Raw genomic sequence first — 21934 nt, 5'->3', positions numbered from 1 at the left:
ATTAAGATAAATACGATTTTTAATGTGCTACAAATGCTTAGAGGTTTTGTTAAGGAGAAAATATGTTTTTTTTGATATTGGTAATTGCGATTGTAGGTGGATTTTTTTGGTTTAAAATACAATCAAATGAGTCTGCTACAAAGGAATACAACGAAAAATTAGAACTAGCTAGAAGAGTGCTAGAAACAGCCCAAAATATCCGTTATGAACTTTTAGCTGACCTCAATGAAATTGGAGGAAAACTAGGTTCCGCAAATCGTGATGAATACAAGCAACTTTTTCGAGAAAAAGAAGATACCGAAAGATTTGTAAGAAGATTAGAAGTGGTCATACCAAACCTAGAGGAAGCTTTACGATGGAAAACGGAAGTCGAAGGGGGGCGTGCGAAAATAGAAATGGCTCTTTTAGATTTATCAACACAGAGTGGGCTAACTTTGGAAGAATGGGCGAAAAACTTTGGACTTAAAATATAAAACAAGGAGGAATCGTAATGGGAAACCCTAATGAATGGTATTGTGCTTGTGAACGAGCTTTAAGCGGTAATAAATGCGATTGGTGTAAAGAAGCTATTTACCACAATCTTTCTTACCATAACTGCAATTATGGAACTTGTCAAAAGAAATCTGGATGGTAATCATTATGATTAAACAAGTTAAAAAAATTCTTACAGCAACTATTGAATGCCCAACCTGTGGGCGAAAAACAAGCGACCGACCAGAACGGTGTTGTAACTGTGGTAATAAACTATAGGAGGACAAATATGACTGAAAGATGCACAAAATGTAACGAAGTTTTATGGTTTTATGCAGAAGATAGAGCGCGTGGTAAAGTTATAAAAGTTTGTAAAAATCCTAAATGTACAATGTATAATTTTCAAATATCCTTTAGTGAACGATAGTTGAATACATGAAAAAGACGGCTCATTTGAACCGTCTTTTAGCTTACATATAAGATGCGTGAACTCAGATTATTTTTAGAGTGCTGAGTGTCAGGCTGTCCTCTAGCTACCATTTTTTTTAAGTTTAAATCCAATCTGGAGCACAACCCTTCCAACAAGTAAAAAAAAAGCGCTTATAACGCTTTTTTCATTTTATGCACCTGGATAAATGTAAGATACTGAACCTGGTGTAGTTGAGTTTTGTGGGTCAAACCAACCACGATAGTTGTTGATTTGTTGCTGGTTGTTATAGTTTGACTCCAAGATTTGAATTTGACCATCTTGACCAACTTCTGTTACATAACCAACGTGACCATAACCACCATCAGTCCAACATACAATTGATCCTGTCACAGGTGTTGAACCTACAGCATAACCTTGGCTAGCAGCGCTTCCTGCCCAATCGCCACCATTACCCCACCAGTTACTTGCCCATGGAGCGACTTCCTTAACACCCCATGTACATTGCCCAACTGGATAACGATTCCAAGTAGCATCTGAATCAGTAGCTGTTACCTCTGAAGAAGAAGCTTCTGTTGTTTCCTCAACTGCTGTCGTAGCACCTGAAACTTCCAAGCTTCCACCAGGAACAATTGTTGACCAAATAGTCATGCCATTTTCAGCTGCCAATTGATAAGGATCTACACCATACTGACTTGCAATCCCGAAGAATGAATCTCCATTTTGAACTGTATAAGTATCAGCATTAACTGTTTGTGCGACTGTAAGACCAAGCAATAATGCACTTGAGGCTACTGCCAAAGCAGCTTTTTTTGTAGTTTTCATATTTCCCCCTGAATAAGATTAATATAAAATTAGTTTAACACTCTCATATTTTAATGCGATTAAGGGGGAATAAAGAAATATGACAAAAGAAAACAGCTCAGTTAAAACTACGTAATTTGTCCAAGAACTTAATAAATTTAAAAGAAAAAGAAAACCAGGCATAACCTGATTTTCAAATTTAATTTCTTAATAAATGTCCAAGTAGTTATCAATTTCCCATTGTGAAACAAAGGTAGCATAACTTGCCCATTCCATACGTTTCGCATCAAGGAAGTTTGTATAGATATGATTACCCAAAGCTTGGCGAACCACTTCATCTGTTTCCAATGCTTTAAGAGCGTTACGAAGTGTTGATGGCAAATCAATAATACCAGCTTCTTTACGTTCTTCAGGAGACATTGAGTAGATATTTGTTTCAACTGGATCTGGAGCATCAATCTTGTTAATAATACCATCAAGACCAGCTTCCAAAAGTACAGCAAGTGCCAAGTATGGGTTTGCCATTGGGTCTACTGAACGCAATTCCAAACGTGTACCCATACCTCGAGACGCAGGAACGCGGATCAATGGTGAACGGTTGCTACCTGCCCATGCAATATATACAGGAGCTTCGTATCCAGGAACCAAACGTTTGTAAGAGTTAACTGTTGGGTTAATAATTGCAGTATAGTTGTATGCATGTTTCATCAAACCACCAAGGAAGTAGTAAGCATCTTGAGACAATTGCATACCACGTGGATCCTCTGGATCAAAGAATGCATTTCCTTCTTCAGTGAAGAGAGACATGTTACAGTGCATACCGCTACCAGCAATACCATATTTAGGTTTCGCCATAAATGTCGCATAAAGACCATGTTTACGAGCGATTGTCTTAACAACCAATTTGAAAATTTGGATATTATCACAAGCCTTCAAAACATCTGTATACTTGAAGTCGATTTCATGTTGACCAACAGCCACTTCGTGGTGAGATGCTTCAACATCGAATCCCATTTCTGTCAACACATTAACGATTTCACGACGTGTGTTATCTGCAAGGTCAGTTGGCGCAAGGTCAAAATAACCACCTTTATCGTTAACTTCAAGTGTAGGATTACCTTGTTCATCTAATTTGAAAAGGAAGAATTCTGGTTCTGGTCCAAGGTTAAATGATTTATAACCAACTTCTTCCATATGACGCAAAGCCTTTTTCAAGTTACCACGAGGGTCACCAGCAAATGGTTCACCTGCAGAGGTATAGATATCACAAATAAGACCAGCTACTGCACCATTTTCATCCCCCCAAGGGAAAACTGTCCACGTATCAAGATCTGGGTAAAGATACATATCAGATTCGTTGATACGAACAAATCCCTCGATTGATGAACCATCAAACATAGCTTTATTTGAAAGTACCTTATCCAACTGTTCATCTGTCGCAGGAATTTCAACGTTCTTCATAACACCAAGAATATCAGAGAACATTAAACGCAAGAAAGTAACATTCTTCTCTTTGACTTCGCGACGAATATCAGCTGCTGTGATTGCCATAATAGGGGTCTCCTTTATAAAAACCAAAAATAAAAGTTCAAAGCGTAATTAGATACGCAAGTTACCAAATTGTTGTGACGGGGTCGTAAAACGGCCTTGCTGAAGGAGTTCATCATGCAAGATACGTCGAACGTCCGCATCTGTTAAAGCCGCTTGTTTTTGTTGGGCACGAACTTCACGCTCTTCGTACTCATGCTTAATCGCTGCAATATTGTAACCATCATCCAAAAAATCTTTGATTTCCAATAAACGATCCATATCATTTAATGAGTACATCCGACGATTTCCAGCTGTACGTTCAGGTTGAATTAAACCTTGATCTTCATAGTAACGAATTTGACGAGCAGTTAAATCCGTCAATTTCATAACTGTTCCAATCGGAAAAACAGCTAGAGAACGCCTTAATTCTTTCTCTCTTGCCATGATCATCCTCCTTTCCTAACAATTATATTCTGAATATTTCTACATGTCAACAGTTTATGTTACTTTTTCTTACACAACGAGCAATTCCCGAACATTATATTGTCTATTCGCTCTAATTTAAGGATTTTATCAAAAAAACATAAAAAATAGAGTTCAATAGAACCCTATCATTCTTATTTTAAATGTTTAAGTAGCCAATCATAATCATAATTGACAAGGATTGCAATAAAGACTCCACAGAAAGTTTCAAAGACTCGAGCAATAACATAAGTAAAAGTATTATCAGGTGGAATGGACAAGGTAATAATCAGAAGTGCAGCCACCCCTCCAATAACACCAGATGCATTATTAAAAGACACATTAATGACAATCGTCAGCATGGTCAAAATTGGAACCAATAGCAAGGTCACCCAAACTGAATGATTAAACCACATATTCACAAAGTAAAATAATAGCGACAAAAGCCCTCCAACCGTATTCGCAAAAATACGTGATTTACCAAACTGAATACTTCTGTCAAAATTTTCTCGAAGACTAAAGACTGCTGTCAAACAACCAATCTGAAGCCCTTCCCACCCTAAAGCAGAAAAAAGACCTAAAACAAGAAAGACAGCAATCCCCGTCTTAAGTGTACGCATACCAAATTTAAATTTTTTCGGTTCAAATTTCAATCCCATTTTACTATTTTAACATGATTATGAAACTTTTGGTTACTTCTACAGTATTATGACGCAAAGTTCAAACTAATAATCGCAATTTTTTGAGAGAAATTTACTTCCCAATAATAATTTTAGCCTCTATCAAATATTCAAAGGGATGACACAAAAAAGAGTTGGTTTCCCAACTCTTTTCATTCTAATAGACTTATTTATCAGTAAGTGCAGCCAATCCTGGAAGTTCTTTACCTTCAAGAAGTTCCATAGAAGCACCACCACCAGTAGAGATCCATGAGAATTTATCTGCACGTCCAAGGTTGATTGCTGCAGCAGCTGAGTCACCACCACCGATGATTGATTTAACGCCTGGTTGTTTCACGATTGCGTCCATCACACCGATTGTACCAGCTTGGAAGTCAGGGTTTTCAAATACACCCATAGGACCATTCCATACAACTGTTTTCGCACCAGTCAAGGCTTTATCGAATTCAGCAATTGATTTAGGACCGATATCCAAACCAAGGAAACCTGGGTCTACTGCTTCACCTTCAGTGTCTTTCACTTCAGTGTAGTCAGCAAATGCATTAGCTTCTTTTGAGTCAACTGGCAAGATCAATTTACCGTTTGATTTTTCAAGAAGAGCTTTAGCAACATCAAGTTTATCTTCTTCTACAAGTGAGTTACCGATTTCGATACCTTGTGCTTTGTAGAATGTGTAAGTCATACCACCACCGATAAGAACTTTATCAGCTTTTGCAAGAAGGTTTTCGATAACACCAATCTTATCAGATACTTTAGAACCACCAAGGATAGCTACGAATGGACGTTCTGGAGTTTCAACTGCTTCTTTGATGTAAGCAATTTCGTTTTCAAGAAGGAAACCAGCAACAGCTTTATCAACGTTTGCTGAGATACCAACGTTAGATGCGTGTGCACGGTGAGCTGTACCGAATGCATCGTTTACGAAGATACCATCTCCAAGTGATGCCCAGTATTTACCAAGTTCAGGATCATTTTTAGATTCTTTCTTGCCATCAACATCTTCAAAACGAGTGTTTTCAACCAAGAGAACTTGTCCATCTTCAAGAGCGTTAACAGCTGCTTCCAATTCAGCACCACGTGTAACACCTGGGATAAATTTAACGTCTTGACCCAATTTAGCAGCCAAGTCAGCAGCTACAGGAGCAAGTGATTTGCCTTCTTTATCAGCTTCTTCTTTTACACGTCCAAGGTGAGAGAAGAGGATTGCACGTCCACCTTGTTCAAGAATGTACTTGATAGTTGGAAGGGCAGCAGTGATACGGTTGTCGTTAGTGATCACGCCATCTTTTACAGGTACGTTGAAGTCAACACGAACGAGAACTTTTTTCCCTTTCAAGTCAACATCTTTAACAGTCAATTTAGCCATTTGATCAGACTCCTTAATTTTTTAATACGTTTTCATTATATCACAAAATGCATAAAAGAGATAGCAAAATCAGAAGGATTTCTAGCTTATTGCTAGTATAAGACATTTAGCATATAATCTAAATAGAAAGGTCGAATATCCATGAAAAAACCGCTAAACAAGAAGCAGAAACAAGCTGACCATGATCTAAATGTAATCCTTATTCTTACCCTTGTTCCTCTGCTCCTCTTTCTTACTCTTAAACCAACTCTTTTTTCATACACTAACCAAACCTCAGTACCGCTATGGCTGCGATTAATCTTATTAGCTAGTTGTCAATTTGCCATCGCAGGCTTAGGAACCAGCACTGTTATGCTTTATCGCAAAGAATCTTTCAGACACTTTGGATTAATCACCAAAAATCTAGTTACCACCCTTTTTCAATCTCTTCTTGTAGCCCTACCACTTATCATATTTAAAGGAATTACTCATCAGATTCATTCCTATCTACCTCTTCAATCAATACAATTAACAAAAGAAGTAATGAGCCAATCATTTCCTAGTAATATCCTGGCATACCTATTCATCTGTCTTATTTGGGGATTCTGGGAAGGATTTAACTATGTAGTCATCGCTGAAAAGATACGCATACGTTTTCCATCTCCTTACATTTGGTTAGATAGTGGGGCAATAACTTGTGCGATTTTTTGCCTCCTTATCCATGGAATCATTGGTTTTGATGTCTATACCCTATTTGAATCACTTACCGTTTTTATACTTATTTATGGTATGCTAGCTATACAAAAACATAATAAAAACGCCTGGGGTTGTATCATGCTCTTTCTACTCATTTGGAATGCCTTCTAGCTTATTCATAAATCACAATCCTACTGAGATTATAACAGCCTATTTATACGGCTGTTTTATTATTTTGGAAAATAAAAAAAGAGCCGAAGCTCTTCTTTTTATACAATTGAATTATTTAGCGATTTTCGCGAAGTATTCAAGAGTACGTACAAGTTGTGAAGTGTATGACATTTCGTTGTCGTACCAAGAAACAACTTTAACCAATTGTTTACCATCAACAGTTTGTACTTTAGTTTGAGTTGCATCAAACAATGAACCGTAAGAAATACCTACGATATCTGAAGATACGATTGGATCTTCAGTGTAACCGAATGATTCGTTTGAAGCTGCTTTCATAGCTGCGTTCACTTCATCAACAGTAACGTCTTTTTCAAGAACTGCTACCAATTCAGTAACTGATCCAGTTGGAACTGGAACACGTTGTGCAGCACCGTCAAGTTTACCGTTCAATTCTGGGATAACCAAACCGATAGCTTTAGCAGCACCAGTTGAGTTAGGAACGATGTTTGCAGCACCAGCACGTGCACGACGAAGGTCACCACCACGGTGTGGTCCGTCAAGGATCATTTGGTCACCAGTGTAAGCGTGGATAGTAGTCATCAAACCTTGTTTAACACCGAAGTTATCTTGCAATGCTTTAGCCATTGGAGCCAAGCAGTTTGTAGTACATGAAGCACCTGAGATAACTGTTTCAGTACCATCAAGGATATCGTGGTTAGTGTTAAATACGATTGTTTTAACATCGTTTCCACCAGGAGCAGTGATAACAACTTTCTTAGCTCCACCTTCGTGCAAGTGTTTTTCAGCAGCATCTTTCTTAGCAAAGAAACCAGTTGCTTCAAGAACGATTTCTACACCGTCGTTAGCCCAGTCAATTTGTTCTGGGTCACGTTCAGCAGAAACTTTAACGAATTTACCGTTAACTTCAAATCCACCATCTTTAACTTCAACAGTACCGTCGAAACGACCTTGAGTTGTGTCGTATTTCAACAAGTGTGCAAGCATAACTGGATCTGTAAGGTCGTTGATGCGTGTAACTTCAACACCTTCTACGTTTTGGATACGACGGAAAGCAAGACGACCGATACGACCGAAACCGTTAATACCAACTTTAACTACCATTAGTGATTTCCTCCTTATGAAAATCAAATAAATATAATTTTGAGAGCAAGCTCTCCCTATTGTGAAAAGATTAACTTGAGCGCTTTCAATTCAACCTTTCAACAGTCATATTATATAATTTTTTTCAAAAAATTGCAAATAGAAAAGGCACTTACTTTCATAAGTACCTTAACTTTATAAGTTCTAATTAAGCTTCACCAGAATTTTTCTTGATGATTTCTTCTTGAACTGATTTAGGAACATCTTCATAGTGGTCAAATACCATCATGAATGTACCACGACCTTGAGTTGCAGAACGAAGTGTTGTTGCATAACCGAACATTTCAGCAAGTGGAACATACGCACGAACGATTTGGCTGTTACCGTGTGCTTCCATACCATCAACACGTCCACGACGAGCTGTAACGTGACCCATAACATCACCAAGGTTTTCTTCAGGAACAGTGATTGTTACAAGCATCATTGGTTCAAGGATAGTTGGTTGTGCAGTCTTAGCAGCTTCTTTAAGTGCAAGAGACGCAGCAATCTTGAAGGCAGTTTCAGATGAATCGACATCGTGGTATGAACCATCGTAAAGCTTAGCTTTGATGTCAACCATTGGGTATCCAGCAAGGACACCGTTAGCCATAGATTCTTCCAATCCTTTTTCTACTGCAGGGATGAATTCACGTGGAACCACACCACCGACGATAGCATTTTCGAATTCGAAACCTTTACCTTCTTCATTTGGAGTAAATTCAATCCAAACATCACCAAACTGACCTTTACCACCAGATTGACGTTTGAAGAATCCACGTGCTTGTGTTCCAGCACGGAATGTTTCACGGTAAGATACTTGTGGAGCACCAACGTTTGCTTCAACTTTGTGTTCACGTTTCAAACGGTCAACAAGGACATCAAGGTGAAGTTCACCCATACCAGAGATAACTGTTTCACCAGTTTCAGGGTTAGTTTCAACACGGAATGTTGGATCTTCTTCAGCAAGTTTTTGAAGACCGATACCCATCTTATCTTGGTCAGCTTTAGTCTTAGGCTCAACCATCAATTGGATAACTGGTTCTGGAACTTCGATTGACTCAAGAATAACTTTAGCTTTTTCATCAGTCAATGAGTCACCAGTTGTAGTATCTTTCAAACCGATAGCAGCAGCGATATCACCAGCGTATACTTGTTCAATTTCTTGACGGCTGTTAGCGTGCATTTGAAGGATACGTCCGATACGTTCACGTTTACCTTTAGATGTGTTCATTACATATGAACCTGATTGAAGGATACCTGAGTAAACACGGATAAATGTCAAACGACCTACAAATGGGTCAGTCATGATCTTGAAGGCAAGAGCTGCAAATGGCTCATCATCAGATGCTGGACGAGTTTCTTCTTCGTCTGTATCTGGGTTGATACCTTTGATTGCAGGGATATCAAGTGGACTTGGAAGGTAATCGATAACCGCATCAAGCATCAATTGAACACCTTTGTTCTTGAAGGCAGAACCACAAAGAACTGGGAAGAATTCAACGTTGATTGTTGCACGACGGATAGCTGCTTTCAATTCCTCGTTAGTGATTTCTTCACCTTCAAGGTATTTCATCATCAAATCTTCGTCAGTTTCAGCAACTGCTTCGATCAATTTTTCACGGTATTCGTTTGCTTGATCAACGTAATCAGCTGGAATATCTTCTTCAAGAATATCTGTACCAAGGTCATTAGTATAGATTTCAGCTTTCATTTTAATCAAGTCAATGATACCACGGAAATCATCTTCAGCACCGATTGGCAATTGGATTGGGTGTGCGTTTGCTTGAAGACGATCGTGAAGTGTGCTTACTGAGTAAAGGAAGTCTGCACCGATTTTATCCATTTTGTTGGCAAATACGATACGTGGAACACCATACTCAGTTGCTTGACGCCAAACTGTTTCAGTTTGAGGTTCTACACCTGATTGTGAGTCAAGAACGGTTACGGCACCATCCAATACACGGAGTGAACGTTGTACTTCGATTGTGAAGTCCACGTGTCCTGGTGTATCGATGATGTTAACGCGGTGACCATCCCATTGTGCTGTTGTAGCGGCAGATGTGATTGTGATACCACGCTCTTGTTCTTGCTCCATCCAGTCCATTTGTGATGCACCTTCGTGAGTTTCACCGATTTTGTGGATTTTACCAGTGTAGTAAAGGATACGCTCTGTTGTAGTTGTTTTACCGGCATCGACGTGGGCCATGATACCGATATTACGAGTTTTTGCAAGTGAAAATTCGCGTGCCATTAGGTTTATTCTCCTATAAATATTTTAGTTTACTTATTTATTATAACATTATTGTCAAAAAACGGATAGGCAGGACCTACCCGTTTTTTCACTAATATTTAACTGGTTTTCAAATGATATGAATAATATTATTTAAATTCAGAGTCAGCCTATTACAAATCCATAATCTTAGCTTATGAATATATGACTGTAATTCAGCTTGAAACTTATGATTACCAGCGGAAGTGTGCAAAGGCACGGTTTGCTTCAGCCATTTTGTGAGTATCTTCACGTTTCTTAACTGATGCACCAGTGTTGTTTGCAGCATCCATGATTTCTTTTGCAAGACGATCTTTCATAGTGTGTTCACCACGCGCACGTGATGCGTTAACCAACCAACGAAGACCAAGAGTTGTACGACGTTCTGGACGAACTTCAACTGGGACTTGGTAGTTTGAACCACCGACACGACGTGCACGTACTTCAAGTACAGGCATGATGTTGTCCATAGCTGTTTCAAATACTTCAAGAGCATCGTTTCCAGTTGCTTCTTTGATTTGCTCGAAAGCATCGTATACGATTGTTGCAGCAGTACCACGTTTACCGTCAAGCATTACACGGTTGATAAGACGTGTAACGATTTTTGAATTGTACAATGGATCTGCCAACACTTCGCGTTTAGGCGCTCTATTTTTACGACTCATTTTATCTTATCTCCCTTCTTATCCTTTAGGACGTTTAGCACCGTATTTAGAACGGCTTTGTTTACGATCAGCTACACCTGCAGTATCAAGTGCACCACGGACGATGTGGTAACGTACCCCTGGAAGGTCTTTTACACGTCCACCACGGATAAGAACAACGCTGTGTTCTTGGAGGTTGTGTCCGATACCTGGGATGTAAGCAGTAACTTCGATAAGGTTGCTCAAACGTACACGAGCGAATTTACGAAGGGCTGAGTTAGGTTTCTTAGGTGTCATTGTTCCAACACGTGTTGCAACACCACGTTTTTGTGGTGAAGATACGTTAGTTTGAACTTTTTTGTGGCTGTTGTAACCAACGTTCAAAGCTGGTGATTTAGATTTTACAACTTTTGATTGACGTGGTTTACGAACCAATTGGTTAATTGTAGGCATCTACATTCTCCTGTGTTTTTTTATTTTTGGTTGATATGGCACTTGGTGACAGCCCATATCTGTGTGTACTTTTGCAACTTATGTCAGCACGTCTCTGTACACTTTTGAGAGACCAAAAGTAAAAAGTACCGTCTAATATAGTATCATTTTTTGATGATTATTGTCAAGACTTTCTTGTTAAAAAGAAAAATTCCTAATCGTTAAATTAGGAATACTATCGTAGATTAATTATTTATCAAAAATATTACCGACTTCAACTTCTACCTTCTGTGCTTTTACATCGATGTCAGAAACAGTAAGTAATGATTTATATTCATGGATATCACGATCGCCTTTAGCATTCTCTGCGAATACAGCTACACCTACTAACTCACTATCAAATTCTGAAAGCAAGCTAATCATACCCGTAATGGTACCGCCACCTTTAAGAAAATCATCGACAATAAGGACACGGCTATTAGGTTTCAAACTACGTTTTGAAAGGAACATCTTTTCAATACGATCACTTGAACCACTAACGTAGTTTACCGATACGGTTGAACCTTCTGTAATTTTCAAGTCACGACGAACAATAACAAATGGAATGTTCAAGACATCTGCTACTGCATTTGCTAAAGGAACTCCTTTAGTTGCAACAGTCATAACGGCATCAATTTTTTGTCCTTTAAAGGCACTGGCAATGATACGACCAACATTTTTTAAAATAGACGGTGTACTCAGTAAATCAGATAGGTAGAGATAACCACCTGGTAAGATACGATCACTCTCGGAAAGACGTTTACAAAGATCTTCAACCAGACTTCTTGCATCTTCATCAGAAATAGTCGGTGTAAACATAACCCCACCAGATGCACCAGTTACTGTTTCGATTTCTCCTATTTGACTTTCCTCAAAAGCTTTTTTAATGATAGCAACATCTTCTGAGATTGAAGACTTTGCAGCTTCATAACGCTCTGCAAAGGTGTTGAGGCTTGTCAATTGATAAGGATTATTAATCAGGTAGTTTGAAATAACTACCATGCGCTCACTTCGTTTTAATTTCATATGTTACCTATATTTTCTGTACTTTTTAACTATTATACCATAATACAGCAAAAAACGAACATTTTCATATGAAATGCTCGCTTAATTTCGATTTTAATCAAATTTTGGCTTGTAGAAGGAACGATTATCCATAGCAAAGAGACGATTTGTCATTTCTCCTGGACCTACTAGGTTAAGTGCTGTCGTCATCATCATCATACTGGCATCAAGATTATCAATCATATGAATAATTTCTGCTTCCATAATACGGGGGCGCACTGGACTACCATACTCTAGTTGTCCGTGGTGGCTAAGAATGACATGACGCAAAACAACGACATCCTCACGCGTATCGTCAATATTGAGCTCCATGAGCACCTTAGTGATTTCTTCATCAATCAAAGCAATATGACCAATCAAGTTTCCACGAACCGTATACTCAGTATTTTCAGGACCAGTAAGTTCAATAACCTTAGCTAAATCATGAAGCATAATTCCGGCAAAGAGTAGACTCTTATTGAGCTCTGGATAAATATCTCCAATGCTGTCCGCTAAGCGAACCATAGTAGCTGTATGATAGGCTAGTCCACTTTCAAAGGCATGATGATTTGTTTTAGCAGCTGGAAAAGTGAAAAACTCTTTATTATACTTTCGATAGAGGGCACGAACAACACGCTGCCAAGTTGCTTCCTCAATCTTGAAAATCATTTGCTCTAGGTATTCGCGTACTTCGGAAGGATTTACTGGTGGTTTCTCTTTGAAATCAGCCGGATCATTTGGCTCACCAAATGTAGGCAAGCGTAAGGTAATTTGGTTTACCTGAGGAGTATTATTATAAACCTCTCGACGGCCCTCCATATGCACTACTTTACCTGCGGTAAATTCTTCGACATTATAAGGCTGAGCATCCCATAGGTTGCCTGAAATCTCTCCAGTATCATCCTGGAATGTAAAGGCAATGTAATCCTTTCCTGCTCTTGTCTTACGTACCTCTGCACGCTTAATCAGATAAAAACCTTCAAAATACTCGTCTTTTTTCATTTGATTAATCTTCATGCTTGTCCTCGTTTTCTAATCGTGGTAAATCCAACAAACTTTGTGTCGCACTGTCTTGATAGGTTTCAATTGTATCAAGAGCTCTAACAATTGCCCTACTCCTTGTGTTAAGAAGACTATCGACGGTTTTACTTGCTGTATTCAATTGTTTCTGAGCTTTAGCTAACATATCTCCAAACCTGCCAAACTCTAGTTTGACGTTGCCTAAAATCTTACTAATATCATCCGCATTCTTTTGAATATTCAAAGTTCTAAATCCTACAGACAATGAATTCAAGAGTGCTGATAAGGTTGACGGCCCTGCGATAACAATATTCTCCTCGCGACGAAGGGCATCAAAGAAGGCTGGTTGACGTACTACCTCAGCATAAAGTCCTTCCGTCGGCAAAAATAATATACCAAAATTTGTGGTTTCAGGTGGGTTAAGATACTTCTTGTTAATATCCTTTGCAAATCGCTTAATACTAGTCAAAAGTGACTTACGGTGATTCTCAATCTCCTCTTTATTACCAGACTCATAAGCATCTTCCAGACGATAGTAATCTTCCAAAGGAAACTTAGAATCAATGGGAAGGTAGATATATTCATCTTTATGGTTTCCTGGCATTTTGATTGCATATTCAACTCGTTCACTTGAACCTGATACCGTAGGAAATTCTCGCTCGTACTGATTAACAGTCAATATGTCTTCAATAATTTGCCCTAATTGAAGCTCTCCCAAAATACCTCGTGTTTTTGTATTTGAAAGGACCTTGTTAAGACTTCCAACATCCTTGGCTACATTTTTCATTTCCCCCAAGCCCTGGTTAACCGACTCTAATTGTCTTGAAACCGTCTCAAAAGAGGCTTGTAAACGTGTTTGTAAGGTTTGCTCAAGTTTCTCTTCAACTGTCTGACGCATTTGTTCCAAACGTTTCTCATTGGAATCCTGCATATCTTTAACAGCTTTGGTTAAGCTTTGGTTTATTTGCTCAAGGCGTTGGTCGGAACGGTCTCGATTATCAGACAAATTTTGATGTAAAACCTCTCGGATATCTGTCAACTGTTGATATAGTTCCATCTGCAATTGGTTCAATTGCTTTGTCGTTTCCAGTTGATTTGTCTTAGCAAAAGATTCCAATTGAAACGAAACTTGATCTGAAAGATTATCTGCATTTTCTTCCAAACTCTTATTAATCTGTTCTTTTAACTCCATATTCTTCAAGAAAAGAGCAATAAGAATCCCCAAGCTTAATAAAGTTAAAAGTGTAAGTAGATAGATCATACTAACTCCTATCTTTAGTCTGGATGACAATCACATATCCATTTGGCACAAGCACTTGAATCGGACCATCAACGAATTCATTGCTAGAATAGATTTTCTTCTGGAAATAATTCATACTAGTTAATTCGTATTTTGCTCCCAAAATCGTCAGTTCTCCATCTCCTTCATGTAAAAAAGAAACATATGTCATTCCGGGTTCTGGTAAAACTTTATGACTTCCTTCTGGATAATAAGTAATCTTATTTTGCTTATCTCGCAAACAGATACGCCTCATAAAAGGAGCTAATTCAGGATCGCTGACCAAAAATATATTTGATAACATATGATCAATTCTGCCACCAAAAGCACCAAAAATAGTTACTTCCGCCTCAGGATATAGCTGAAATATAATTTTTAGGGCTAACTCTGTATCCGTATCATCCTTTTCAGCTGGAGCAATCATACAATCTTTGGCAGCTGATTGAATCATCTCTAACTCTGACCGAGATACTGAATCAAAGTCTCCGACAGCCAAATCAAGAGGTAAACCTAACTCCAACAAACGTAAGCACGCACGATCCACCCCAACAAAATAATCAAAATCGGTAGCGAACCACTCTAGCTCACCACCGACAAATAAAGCTATTTTAGGCATCGATAGCATCACGAAGCGTTTGAACTTGCGCTGTCAAATCAGGATTTTTGAAGAGGTAAGAGCCCGCTACAAAAACATTAGCCCCCGCCTTGGCACATGCTGCAATAGTGTTGTTATCTACACCACCATCAACTTCAATATCGAATGAATAGCCACCTTTTTCACGAAGCTCCACAACACGCTCTACTTTAGACATCATTTCTGGAATGAACGCCTGACCACCAAAACCTGGATTTACAGTCATGATAAGTACTTGATCCACTAAATCAAGTACAGGAATAAGTGCCTCAACTGGGGTTCCAGGATTAATCACAACACCTGCTTTCATACCAGCAGCTTTGATTTTCTGGAGGGCACCATGGATATGCTTAGTGGCTTCAACATGAATGGTCATGATATCTGCACCAGCTTGTGCATAGGCATCCACATAACGCTCAGGATCAACAACCATAAGGTGACAATCAAAAACTAACTTGCTATGTTTACGCATGCTAGCAACCACATCTGCTCCCCAACTGATATTAGGAACAAATTGACCATCCATAATATCAATGTGAACATACTCCGCACCTGATGCATCAATACGAGCTAGTTCTGAAGCAAAATTAGCGTAATCAGCAGCTAGGATAGAAGGAGCAATTTTATATGACATGAGAGACCTACTTTCTTTTTACAGTTTTTTTATATGTTTCACGACGATTTTCAATTTCACTTAAAAATTGAAGGTAATTATCATAACGGACTTGCCAGATCTGGCCATTTTCAACCTCATCCTTAACAGCACAAGAAGGCTCATGGGTATGAGTACAAGAACGGAATTTACAGCCATGACTAGCTTGACGGATTTCCGGAAAAGCTTCACTCAAGTCCTCTGCATTATCCACTTCATAATCTAGCGAAGAGAATCCTGGTGTATCAGCAATCTTCCCACCATGAACGTCATAAAGACTTACAGCCCTTGTAGTATGACGTCCACGACCTAGACTGTCTGAAATCTCACCTGTTTCTATATGTAACTGTGGGGCAATACGGTTCAACAAGGTTGATTTTCCAACACCTGTCTGTCCCATAAAGACTGTTATTTTATCAGTCAAGAGCGGCAATAGTTCTTCCAAACTGAAGATAAAATCAAAACCAATTTTTTGATACTGTTTTTGAATAGCTTTCATTTCTGAATCATCTTCAACCAAGTCCATCTTAGAAATATAGATTACAGGCTTTATATTTTTATGCTCTAGTAAAACCAAAAAACGGTCCAAAAGATTACTGTTAAAATCCGGTTCCTTGGCAGACATAATAACCACAGCCTGATTTATATTGACAATGGGTGGACGCACTAAACTATTGATTCGTTGACCAATTTTAAGGATATAACCTTCTGAATTTTCCTCTGCTGAAAATTCAACAAAATCTCCAACATAAGGTGTTTGTCCTTTTTTTCTAAAATTTCCTCGTGCACGCGTCTGGTATACAACACCATCATGCTCTACATAATAGAAACCTGCCAGTGCTTTGATAATTCTTCCTTGCAAGTGAACTCCTCATTCGTTTAATAGCCCTATTATATCACAAATTAGAAAGCTTTTCTGGAACAAAAAAACGGATCTTCCATTTCCCATGGGCCTCCTTGCATTTTCAATAGATTGCAGTATAATAGGCATATCATCTGCGGAGGTGGTGGAATGGCAGACACGCATGCTTCAGGCGCATGTGCTTTTTCAAGCGTGAGGGTTCAAATCCCTCTCTCCGCATAGCTAAAAATCCCACTGAATCTCAGTGGGATTTTTGAATTATAGGCCTGCTTCTCTCAAAGCATCTGATAAGTGTGCAAAATCAGAAATAGATAAAGCCTCTCCACGAATAGAAGGTTTTATATCTGCAATTTCCAAAGCCTGCTCAAGTTTGGCTTTCACTTCCTCAGATTTACCAAAATGATTTGTTAAATTATTCCACAATGTCTTACGACGATGGACAAAGCTAGCCTTAGCCACTCGGAAAAGGAAATCCTCATCTTTAACTTCAACCAACGGTTGTTCACGACGCGTCATCTTCAAAATAGCTGAGTCAACATTAGGGGCTGGTACAAAGACTGTACGAGGGACAATGAATGCCACTTTAGCGATCATATAATACTGAACAGCAATTGATAGAGAACCATAAGCCTTACTATTAGGCTCTGCAGAAATACGGTCAGCGACTTCTTTTTGCATCATAACGACAAATTCTGCAAAAGGAATCTTACTCTCAATCAAATGCATCAAGATTGGCGTCGTAATATAATATGGCAAATTGGCTACGACCTTAATTGGTAGTTCTGGATTTTTAAATTCTTTTACTCGTGTCTGTAAATCCGCCTTGAGAACATCTTCATTAATCACGTTAACATTATCATGATCACGTAATGTATCCTCCAAAATCGGAACCAATCGATCATCAATTTCAAAAGCCATAACTTCCGCAGCATTTTCAGCCAAGAATTCTGTTAATGCTCCAATACCAGGTCCAATTTCAATTACATTGACATTTTTATCAATCTCTGCCGTATCAACAATTTTTTGTAAAATATTTGTATCTGTTAAGAAGTTCTGTCCGAAAGACTTCTTAAAGGTAAAGCCATGGCGTTCAAGGACAGCCTTGGTCACGCTATAATCTGCAATTCTCATTTATTCTCTTTTCTTATTAATTTCACGATTTTTATATTTGGACAAAAAATAGGTCCAAATTCTTAATTATCCCAACCTCTATAATAAGCTACTTAATAGCGATTTGATTTTAAGATTACTGGTAGTCTAATAATTTGACATAGCCTCTTCCAGCTCCTCTAGAGTGATTCCAAACAATTCCAAACGTTTTAGAAGCTGCTTTCCATTGCAATAACCAATACGAAGCGCCTCGCCCAAATATTCTCGACGCTTTCGACTATCTGCTCCCATTAGTAGTCCTAACTTCATAAGATTTGATTTACTAATATCAAACTGATTATCATCATCGTAACTACCTAGAACTCCAGATAAGGCCTTTTGAAGATCCTCAAAACTCGCATGCTCAACACCCAATGAACGACCTTTAGTCTTAGATTTTGGTGTTGCTTCCCCACGGTTTAAAAAAGCATGCTTTGCTGTCGGAACAGCTTCCATGATGATTTTACGGATACGTTCACCATTATAGTCTGGATCAGTAAAAACAATCACCCCGCGTAAATCATTAAGCTTATTGATACGCTCTAAGTCGTCTTCATTGATAGCAGAGCCTCTAGTCTCATAGGTATCCACCTCATAAAAGCGTCTCAAATTTGCAGTATCATCCTTACCTTCTACCACGATGACTTCTTGAATTTTTATTTTATTCATCCAGCCCAAAAATCCTCATCGCATTATTATAAGTAGCCCTAGCAACCTCTTCACTTGTTAAACCACGAAGCTCAGCAATCTTGTCTACTACGTAACGTGTATAGCCTGTACGATTCTCTCGACCACGTTTGGGAACGGGTGCCAAATACGGTGCATCCGTTTCAACCAGAATCTTATCTAAAGGTAACTTCTGAGCAGCTTCTTGGACATCCAAAGCTTTCCTAAAAGTTACAACACCTGAAAATGAAATCATCATTCCAAGATCAACAAATTTTTGAGCCATCTCTAGGGATCCTGAGTAGGAGTGCATAATCCCCCCACGAGGACCAACACCAACTTCTTTAATAACAGCGTAAGTATCCTCGAGTGCATCACGTGTATGGACAACAAAAGGTAGATTGTGTTTCTTTGACAAAGCTATTTGACGCTTAAAGACATCAATCTGAATCTCTTTAGGATCTTCCATCCAATAATAATCCAAACCGATTTCTCCAAGTGCCACTACTTTGGGATTATCCAATTGTGATACAATCATATCCTCAATTTCCTGAGAATAGGACCCTGCTTCCGTAGGATGCCATCCAATCGTACTATATAGTTGATCATACTTCTCTGATAGTGCTAAAGATTTATCAATTGTTGGCTTATCAAAACCAACAATATTCATTTTAATAACACCTAGTTCAGCTGCAAAATCTATTTCTTCTTGTTCTTTTCCTGCAAAATTATCCACATTAAGATGGGTATGCGTATCAAAAATTTCAATCATAGCTCTATTATAACAAAAACGAGCGAGCATAGCTCACTCACCTTTTCATTTTATTAAACAAAGAGTCGCATATATTCTCTCTTTGTACAACGATTCATTACAATATCCTGTCTCTTCGCTTGACGAAGAATAGTCTCAGCCTCCTCATTCTCAAGACCAATTTGACTCCAAAAAACTGTTGCATCCGTTTCAAGAAAATCATAGGCAACATCTGGTAAAAGCTCACTTCGTCTAAATACATCAACAATATCAATCGAAAATGGGATATCTTTAAGATGAGCATAAACATGCTCTCCTAGAAGCTCCTGACCTTTTAGTTTGGGATTTACTGGTATAATACGATAACCAGCAGCTTGTAGAAAATGAGCAACCTGATAAGATGCTGCCTCCTTGCGATGAGATAAACCAACAATTGCAATCGTCTTTGCAGATTTTAAATAAGATTCTATAACCTCATCACCAGGATTTTGAAATGAATAAGACATATGATTCTCCTCGTCGTTTGAATAAACTAAAAATAAAAATCCCCAAACGGGACTGTGACGATTAGTTAGCTAAGCTCGGCAACGATAGCTTTAATTTGTTCTTTTGTATGTACACCTGCTACTTGCTTAACAACCTCACCATCTTTTTTGAAGAGTAAAGTTGGAATAGACATAATTCCAAACTTCTGAGCTGTTTCTGGGTTCTCATCAACATCAATTTTAACAATCTTAAGTTCATCTTCTGAAATTTCTTCAGAAAGTTGCTCAAGAATTGGTGCTTGCATCAAGCAAGGCCCACACCAAGTTGCCCAAAAATCAATCAAAACGAGGCCTTCAGCTGTTTCTTGTTCAAATGTAGCATCTGTTACTACTTGTGTCATTTAATCATCCTCCTAGACATTATAAAACTTTTGTAGACCTATTCTATATGATTCTAAAGGCTATTGCAAGAATTTGACACATACATAAAAAATTCTTATCAAATATTAGTCATTACCTATCATAGACATCACTTGCCCACAGGCAGTCTTGGGAGTATAATAATAAAAAACTATAAAAATAGAAATGAGTAAATATGGATAAAGATGCAATGATTACCTATCTCATAGGTGAACTCAAAAAAGAAAATCTAGAATTACATGATTTGATTATCCCAGAAGAACTCGAGGAAAAACAAAAACTTCTCAGAGCACTCTTTAATACACGTAAACCAATGGCAGCATCAACACAATTCTTAACAATCCAAGACCTTTACCTACAAGTTAGAAAAGGGGAAAGAGGATTTGTACAACTCAGTTCGCTCCAGCCCATTCCACAAGATGATCGAATCTACCTCTGGAAAGGTGATATTACAAGACTCGAAGTAGATGCAATCGTAAATGCAGCTAATAAAACCTTACTTGGATGTATGAAACCACTTCATGATTGTGTAGATAACGCTATTCATACATACGCAGGAGTTCAGTTACGCCAAGCTTGTTTCGAGCTCATCTTAGAACAAGGATATGAAGAACCCGTTGGCATGGCTAAAATCACCCCAGCTTACAATCTTCCTTCTGCCTTTGTCATTCATACAGTAGGTCCAAAAATAGTAGACCAACCGACACAAATTGATGAAGATCTTTTAGCAAAAAGTTATCTTTCAGTATTAGCACTAGCTGAGAAAAATAACATTGAATCAATTGCTATACCATGTCTATCAACTGGAGATTTCAATTTCCCAAAACAAGAAGCTGCCAAAATCGCCATTCAAACAGTCAAAACCTTTATTGACGAGTCAAGTATAATAAAAAAAGTAATATTTAACGTATTTGATGATGAAAATTTAGCTATTTATAAAAAACTCCTTGCCAAATAAAAGAAGAAAATCGATTTGATTTTCTTCTTTTTTATTGCATAACTGAATGCTCTTTTAAAAGATTAAAAAATGACGAATAATCTCTTTTAAGATTGACAAAACTACCGTTCTTAGACAAGAAACTATGTTCAGAAACAGCTGTACAAACAAGGATTCCGTTTTGATTTACCATATTGTATACAAAAGTAAGTTTAGCAGATTTAACTCTTTTAACATTAGTCTCGATAGAAATTACATCTGCAAAAGTAGAAGTAGCTTTATAGTCACAGGAAATTGAAGTAACAGGAGAGATAATTCCCTCCTCTTCAATTTTTTCATAAGGCCAACCTATCTCTCTTAGAAAAAAAGTTCTCGCCTCTTCCATCCATCGAACATAATTAGAATGATGAGTAATACCCATTCGATCTGTTTCATAATACTGGACCTCGTGTTTACAAATAAACATAAGAACCTCCAAAAAGACTAAGAAATAAAATCTAAAATATCATCCTCAGAAAGAGATGAGTCACATACAACCTTAGCAGCTCCATTTTCTGAAACAAAGAGAGCAGGAACTGTAGCAATACCATATCTTTTACGTAAAGCTTGAATATCCTCTAATTCTTCACTATTTTCGCTATTAATATAGAAAATAGTAAGATTTGAATTACGTGCCACATTTGATAATTTAGGTTCAAAAAGTTGACAATATGGACAAGAAGGACGTCCAATAAATAAAATAAATTTTTCAGCTGTATCAATATTCTCCTTAGCCGAAGAAACAGAAATAGGTGTAAAAGCTGATGCAAAATTTGACATAATAATACCTCTCGAATAAAAATCTAATCATATAATATCTTAAAAACATGAAATTAACAAGAAAATAAAACAAAAAAAGCTAGACCTAGGTCTAGCAATGAGAATT

The 21934-nt window shown here is 38.0% G+C and carries 25 protein-coding genes and 1 tRNA gene; 4 read left to right on the top strand and 22 right to left on the bottom strand.

All coding sequences use genetic code 11. From position 1 onward, the window contains the following. The first annotated feature begins 62 nt into the window (after nucleotides 1-62). A complete protein-coding gene (locus HMPREF2867_RS01495) occupies nucleotides 63-473 on the top strand; it encodes a hypothetical protein (protein WP_070575267.1) in 411 nt (136 codons plus the stop codon). Nucleotides 474-1090: 617 nt separating this feature from the next. Here HMPREF2867_RS01495 and HMPREF2867_RS01490 read toward each other — a convergent pair. The 5 genes from HMPREF2867_RS01490 to pgk form a co-directional block, all read right to left on the bottom strand. Beyond that, a complete protein-coding gene (locus tag HMPREF2867_RS01490) occupies nucleotides 1091-1723 on the bottom strand; it encodes a CHAP domain-containing protein (RefSeq protein WP_038676797.1) in 633 nt (210 codons plus the stop codon). A gap of 186 nt (nucleotides 1724-1909) precedes the next feature. Further along, nucleotides 1910-3253 (bottom strand): type I glutamate--ammonia ligase, encoded by a 1344-nt coding sequence (gene glnA, locus HMPREF2867_RS01485; RefSeq protein ID WP_002884322.1) that lies wholly within the window; start codon nucleotides 3251-3253, stop codon nucleotides 1910-1912. A 48-nt stretch (nucleotides 3254-3301) separates the two neighbouring features. Next, nucleotides 3302-3676, bottom strand: a complete 375-nt coding sequence (locus HMPREF2867_RS01480; protein WP_004183576.1) for a MerR family transcriptional regulator — start codon at nucleotides 3674-3676, stop codon at nucleotides 3302-3304. Nucleotides 3677-3849: 173 nt separating this feature from the next. Next, nucleotides 3850-4353, bottom strand: coding sequence for an FUSC family protein (locus tag HMPREF2867_RS01475; RefSeq protein WP_002884568.1), 504 nt, complete (start codon nucleotides 4351-4353; stop codon nucleotides 3850-3852). A gap of 187 nt (nucleotides 4354-4540) precedes the next feature. Beyond that, entirely contained in the window at nucleotides 4541-5740 is a 1200-nt protein-coding gene (gene pgk, locus HMPREF2867_RS01470) for a phosphoglycerate kinase (RefSeq protein ID WP_002884739.1), read from the bottom strand. A 141-nt stretch (nucleotides 5741-5881) separates the two neighbouring features. Between pgk and HMPREF2867_RS01465 the strand changes: the two genes are divergently transcribed. Then, nucleotides 5882-6586: a hypothetical protein gene (locus tag HMPREF2867_RS01465; protein WP_070575263.1), complete on the top strand. Its 705-nt coding sequence runs from the start codon at nucleotides 5882-5884 to the stop codon at nucleotides 6584-6586. A gap of 111 nt (nucleotides 6587-6697) precedes the next feature. Here HMPREF2867_RS01465 and gap read toward each other — a convergent pair whose 3' ends face one another. From gap to rsgA, 10 genes are all read right to left on the bottom strand, one after another. Next, on the bottom strand, nucleotides 6698-7708 hold the full coding sequence (gene gap, locus HMPREF2867_RS01460; RefSeq protein ID WP_002884461.1) for a type I glyceraldehyde-3-phosphate dehydrogenase: 1011 nt from the start codon (nucleotides 7706-7708) through the stop codon (nucleotides 6698-6700). Between the two features lie 187 nt (nucleotides 7709-7895). After that, complete coding sequence (gene fusA / locus HMPREF2867_RS01455) at nucleotides 7896-9977, bottom strand: elongation factor G (protein WP_002884537.1); 2082 nt, start codon at nucleotides 9975-9977, stop codon at nucleotides 7896-7898. Nucleotides 9978-10189: 212 nt separating this feature from the next. Then, nucleotides 10190-10660, bottom strand: coding sequence for a 30S ribosomal protein S7 (rpsG, locus tag HMPREF2867_RS01450; protein WP_002884746.1), 471 nt, complete (start codon nucleotides 10658-10660; stop codon nucleotides 10190-10192). An 18-nt stretch (nucleotides 10661-10678) separates the two neighbouring features. Beyond that, nucleotides 10679-11092, bottom strand: coding sequence for a 30S ribosomal protein S12 (rpsL, locus tag HMPREF2867_RS01445; protein ID WP_002884809.1), 414 nt, complete (start codon nucleotides 11090-11092; stop codon nucleotides 10679-10681). 228 nt (nucleotides 11093-11320) lie between these two features. Beyond that, the gene (gene purR / locus HMPREF2867_RS01440) at nucleotides 11321-12136 is read right to left on the bottom strand and encodes a pur operon repressor (RefSeq protein ID WP_002891918.1); all 816 of its coding nucleotides are present in this window, start codon (nucleotides 12134-12136) and stop codon (nucleotides 11321-11323) included. 93 nt (nucleotides 12137-12229) lie between these two features. Continuing rightward, the gene (locus HMPREF2867_RS01435; RefSeq protein ID WP_002884679.1) at nucleotides 12230-13171 is read right to left on the bottom strand and encodes a 3'-5' exoribonuclease YhaM family protein; all 942 of its coding nucleotides are present in this window, start codon (nucleotides 13169-13171) and stop codon (nucleotides 12230-12232) included. Continuing rightward, nucleotides 13161-14435, bottom strand: coding sequence for a DNA recombination protein RmuC (locus HMPREF2867_RS01430; RefSeq protein WP_048674992.1), 1275 nt, complete (start codon nucleotides 14433-14435; stop codon nucleotides 13161-13163). The genes HMPREF2867_RS01435 and HMPREF2867_RS01430 overlap by 11 nt, the downstream gene beginning before the upstream one ends. Nucleotide 14436: 1 nt before the next feature. Then, complete coding sequence (locus HMPREF2867_RS01425) at nucleotides 14437-15069, bottom strand: thiamine diphosphokinase (protein ID WP_002884399.1); 633 nt, start codon at nucleotides 15067-15069, stop codon at nucleotides 14437-14439. Then, nucleotides 15062-15721, bottom strand: a complete 660-nt coding sequence (gene rpe, locus HMPREF2867_RS01420; RefSeq protein WP_002884311.1) for a ribulose-phosphate 3-epimerase — start codon at nucleotides 15719-15721, stop codon at nucleotides 15062-15064. Before rpe ends, HMPREF2867_RS01425 begins: the two co-directional genes overlap by 8 nt. 7 nt (nucleotides 15722-15728) lie before the next feature. Then, nucleotides 15729-16601, bottom strand: coding sequence for a ribosome small subunit-dependent GTPase A (rsgA, locus tag HMPREF2867_RS01415; RefSeq protein WP_038676801.1), 873 nt, complete (start codon nucleotides 16599-16601; stop codon nucleotides 15729-15731). Between the two features lie 136 nt (nucleotides 16602-16737). On the opposite strand from rsgA, the gene HMPREF2867_RS01410 reads away from it, so the two are divergent. Further along, nucleotides 16738-16820: transfer RNA gene (locus HMPREF2867_RS01410), tRNA-Leu, on the top strand. Nucleotides 16821-16859: 39 nt separating this feature from the next. Here HMPREF2867_RS01410 and rsmA read toward each other — a convergent pair. The 5 genes from rsmA to trxA form a co-directional block, all read right to left on the bottom strand. Beyond that, complete coding sequence (gene rsmA, locus HMPREF2867_RS01405; RefSeq protein ID WP_038676803.1) at nucleotides 16860-17732, bottom strand: 16S rRNA (adenine(1518)-N(6)/adenine(1519)-N(6))-dimethyltransferase RsmA; 873 nt, start codon at nucleotides 17730-17732, stop codon at nucleotides 16860-16862. 126 nt (nucleotides 17733-17858) lie between these two features. Then, nucleotides 17859-18419 (bottom strand): ribonuclease M5, encoded by a 561-nt coding sequence (rnmV, locus tag HMPREF2867_RS01400; protein ID WP_013991215.1) that lies wholly within the window; start codon nucleotides 18417-18419, stop codon nucleotides 17859-17861. After that, on the bottom strand, nucleotides 18412-19188 hold the full coding sequence (locus tag HMPREF2867_RS01395; RefSeq protein ID WP_038677055.1) for a TatD family hydrolase: 777 nt from the start codon (nucleotides 19186-19188) through the stop codon (nucleotides 18412-18414). The genes rnmV and HMPREF2867_RS01395 overlap by 8 nt, the downstream gene beginning before the upstream one ends. 53 nt (nucleotides 19189-19241) lie before the next feature. Continuing rightward, entirely contained in the window at nucleotides 19242-19673 is a 432-nt protein-coding gene (locus tag HMPREF2867_RS01390) for a CoA-binding protein (protein ID WP_070575261.1), read from the bottom strand. 65 nt (nucleotides 19674-19738) lie between these two features. Next, nucleotides 19739-20053, bottom strand: a complete 315-nt coding sequence (gene trxA, locus HMPREF2867_RS01385) for a thioredoxin (protein WP_002884315.1) — start codon at nucleotides 20051-20053, stop codon at nucleotides 19739-19741. A gap of 194 nt (nucleotides 20054-20247) precedes the next feature. Between trxA and HMPREF2867_RS01380 the strand changes: the two genes are divergently transcribed. Continuing rightward, on the top strand, nucleotides 20248-21030 hold the full coding sequence (locus tag HMPREF2867_RS01380; RefSeq protein ID WP_049546079.1) for a protein-ADP-ribose hydrolase: 783 nt from the start codon (nucleotides 20248-20250) through the stop codon (nucleotides 21028-21030). Between the two features lie 31 nt (nucleotides 21031-21061). On the opposite strand, the gene HMPREF2867_RS01375 is transcribed toward HMPREF2867_RS01380, so the two are convergent. Together HMPREF2867_RS01375 and traF are read right to left on the bottom strand one after the other, a co-directional pair. After that, a complete protein-coding gene (locus tag HMPREF2867_RS01375) occupies nucleotides 21062-21475 on the bottom strand; it encodes an acyl-CoA thioesterase (protein WP_070575258.1) in 414 nt (137 codons plus the stop codon). A gap of 17 nt (nucleotides 21476-21492) precedes the next feature. After that, nucleotides 21493-21828, bottom strand: a complete 336-nt coding sequence (gene traF, locus HMPREF2867_RS01370; RefSeq protein WP_060971720.1) for a DUF6568 family protein — start codon at nucleotides 21826-21828, stop codon at nucleotides 21493-21495. Nucleotides 21829-21934 lie beyond the last annotated feature (106 nt).

It is taken from the genome of Streptococcus sp. HMSC064H09, from assembly GCF_001812625.1.
Lineage (GTDB): Bacteria > Bacillota > Bacilli > Lactobacillales > Streptococcaceae > Streptococcus.
This window is presented reverse-complemented; position numbering and strand designations above follow the sequence as displayed.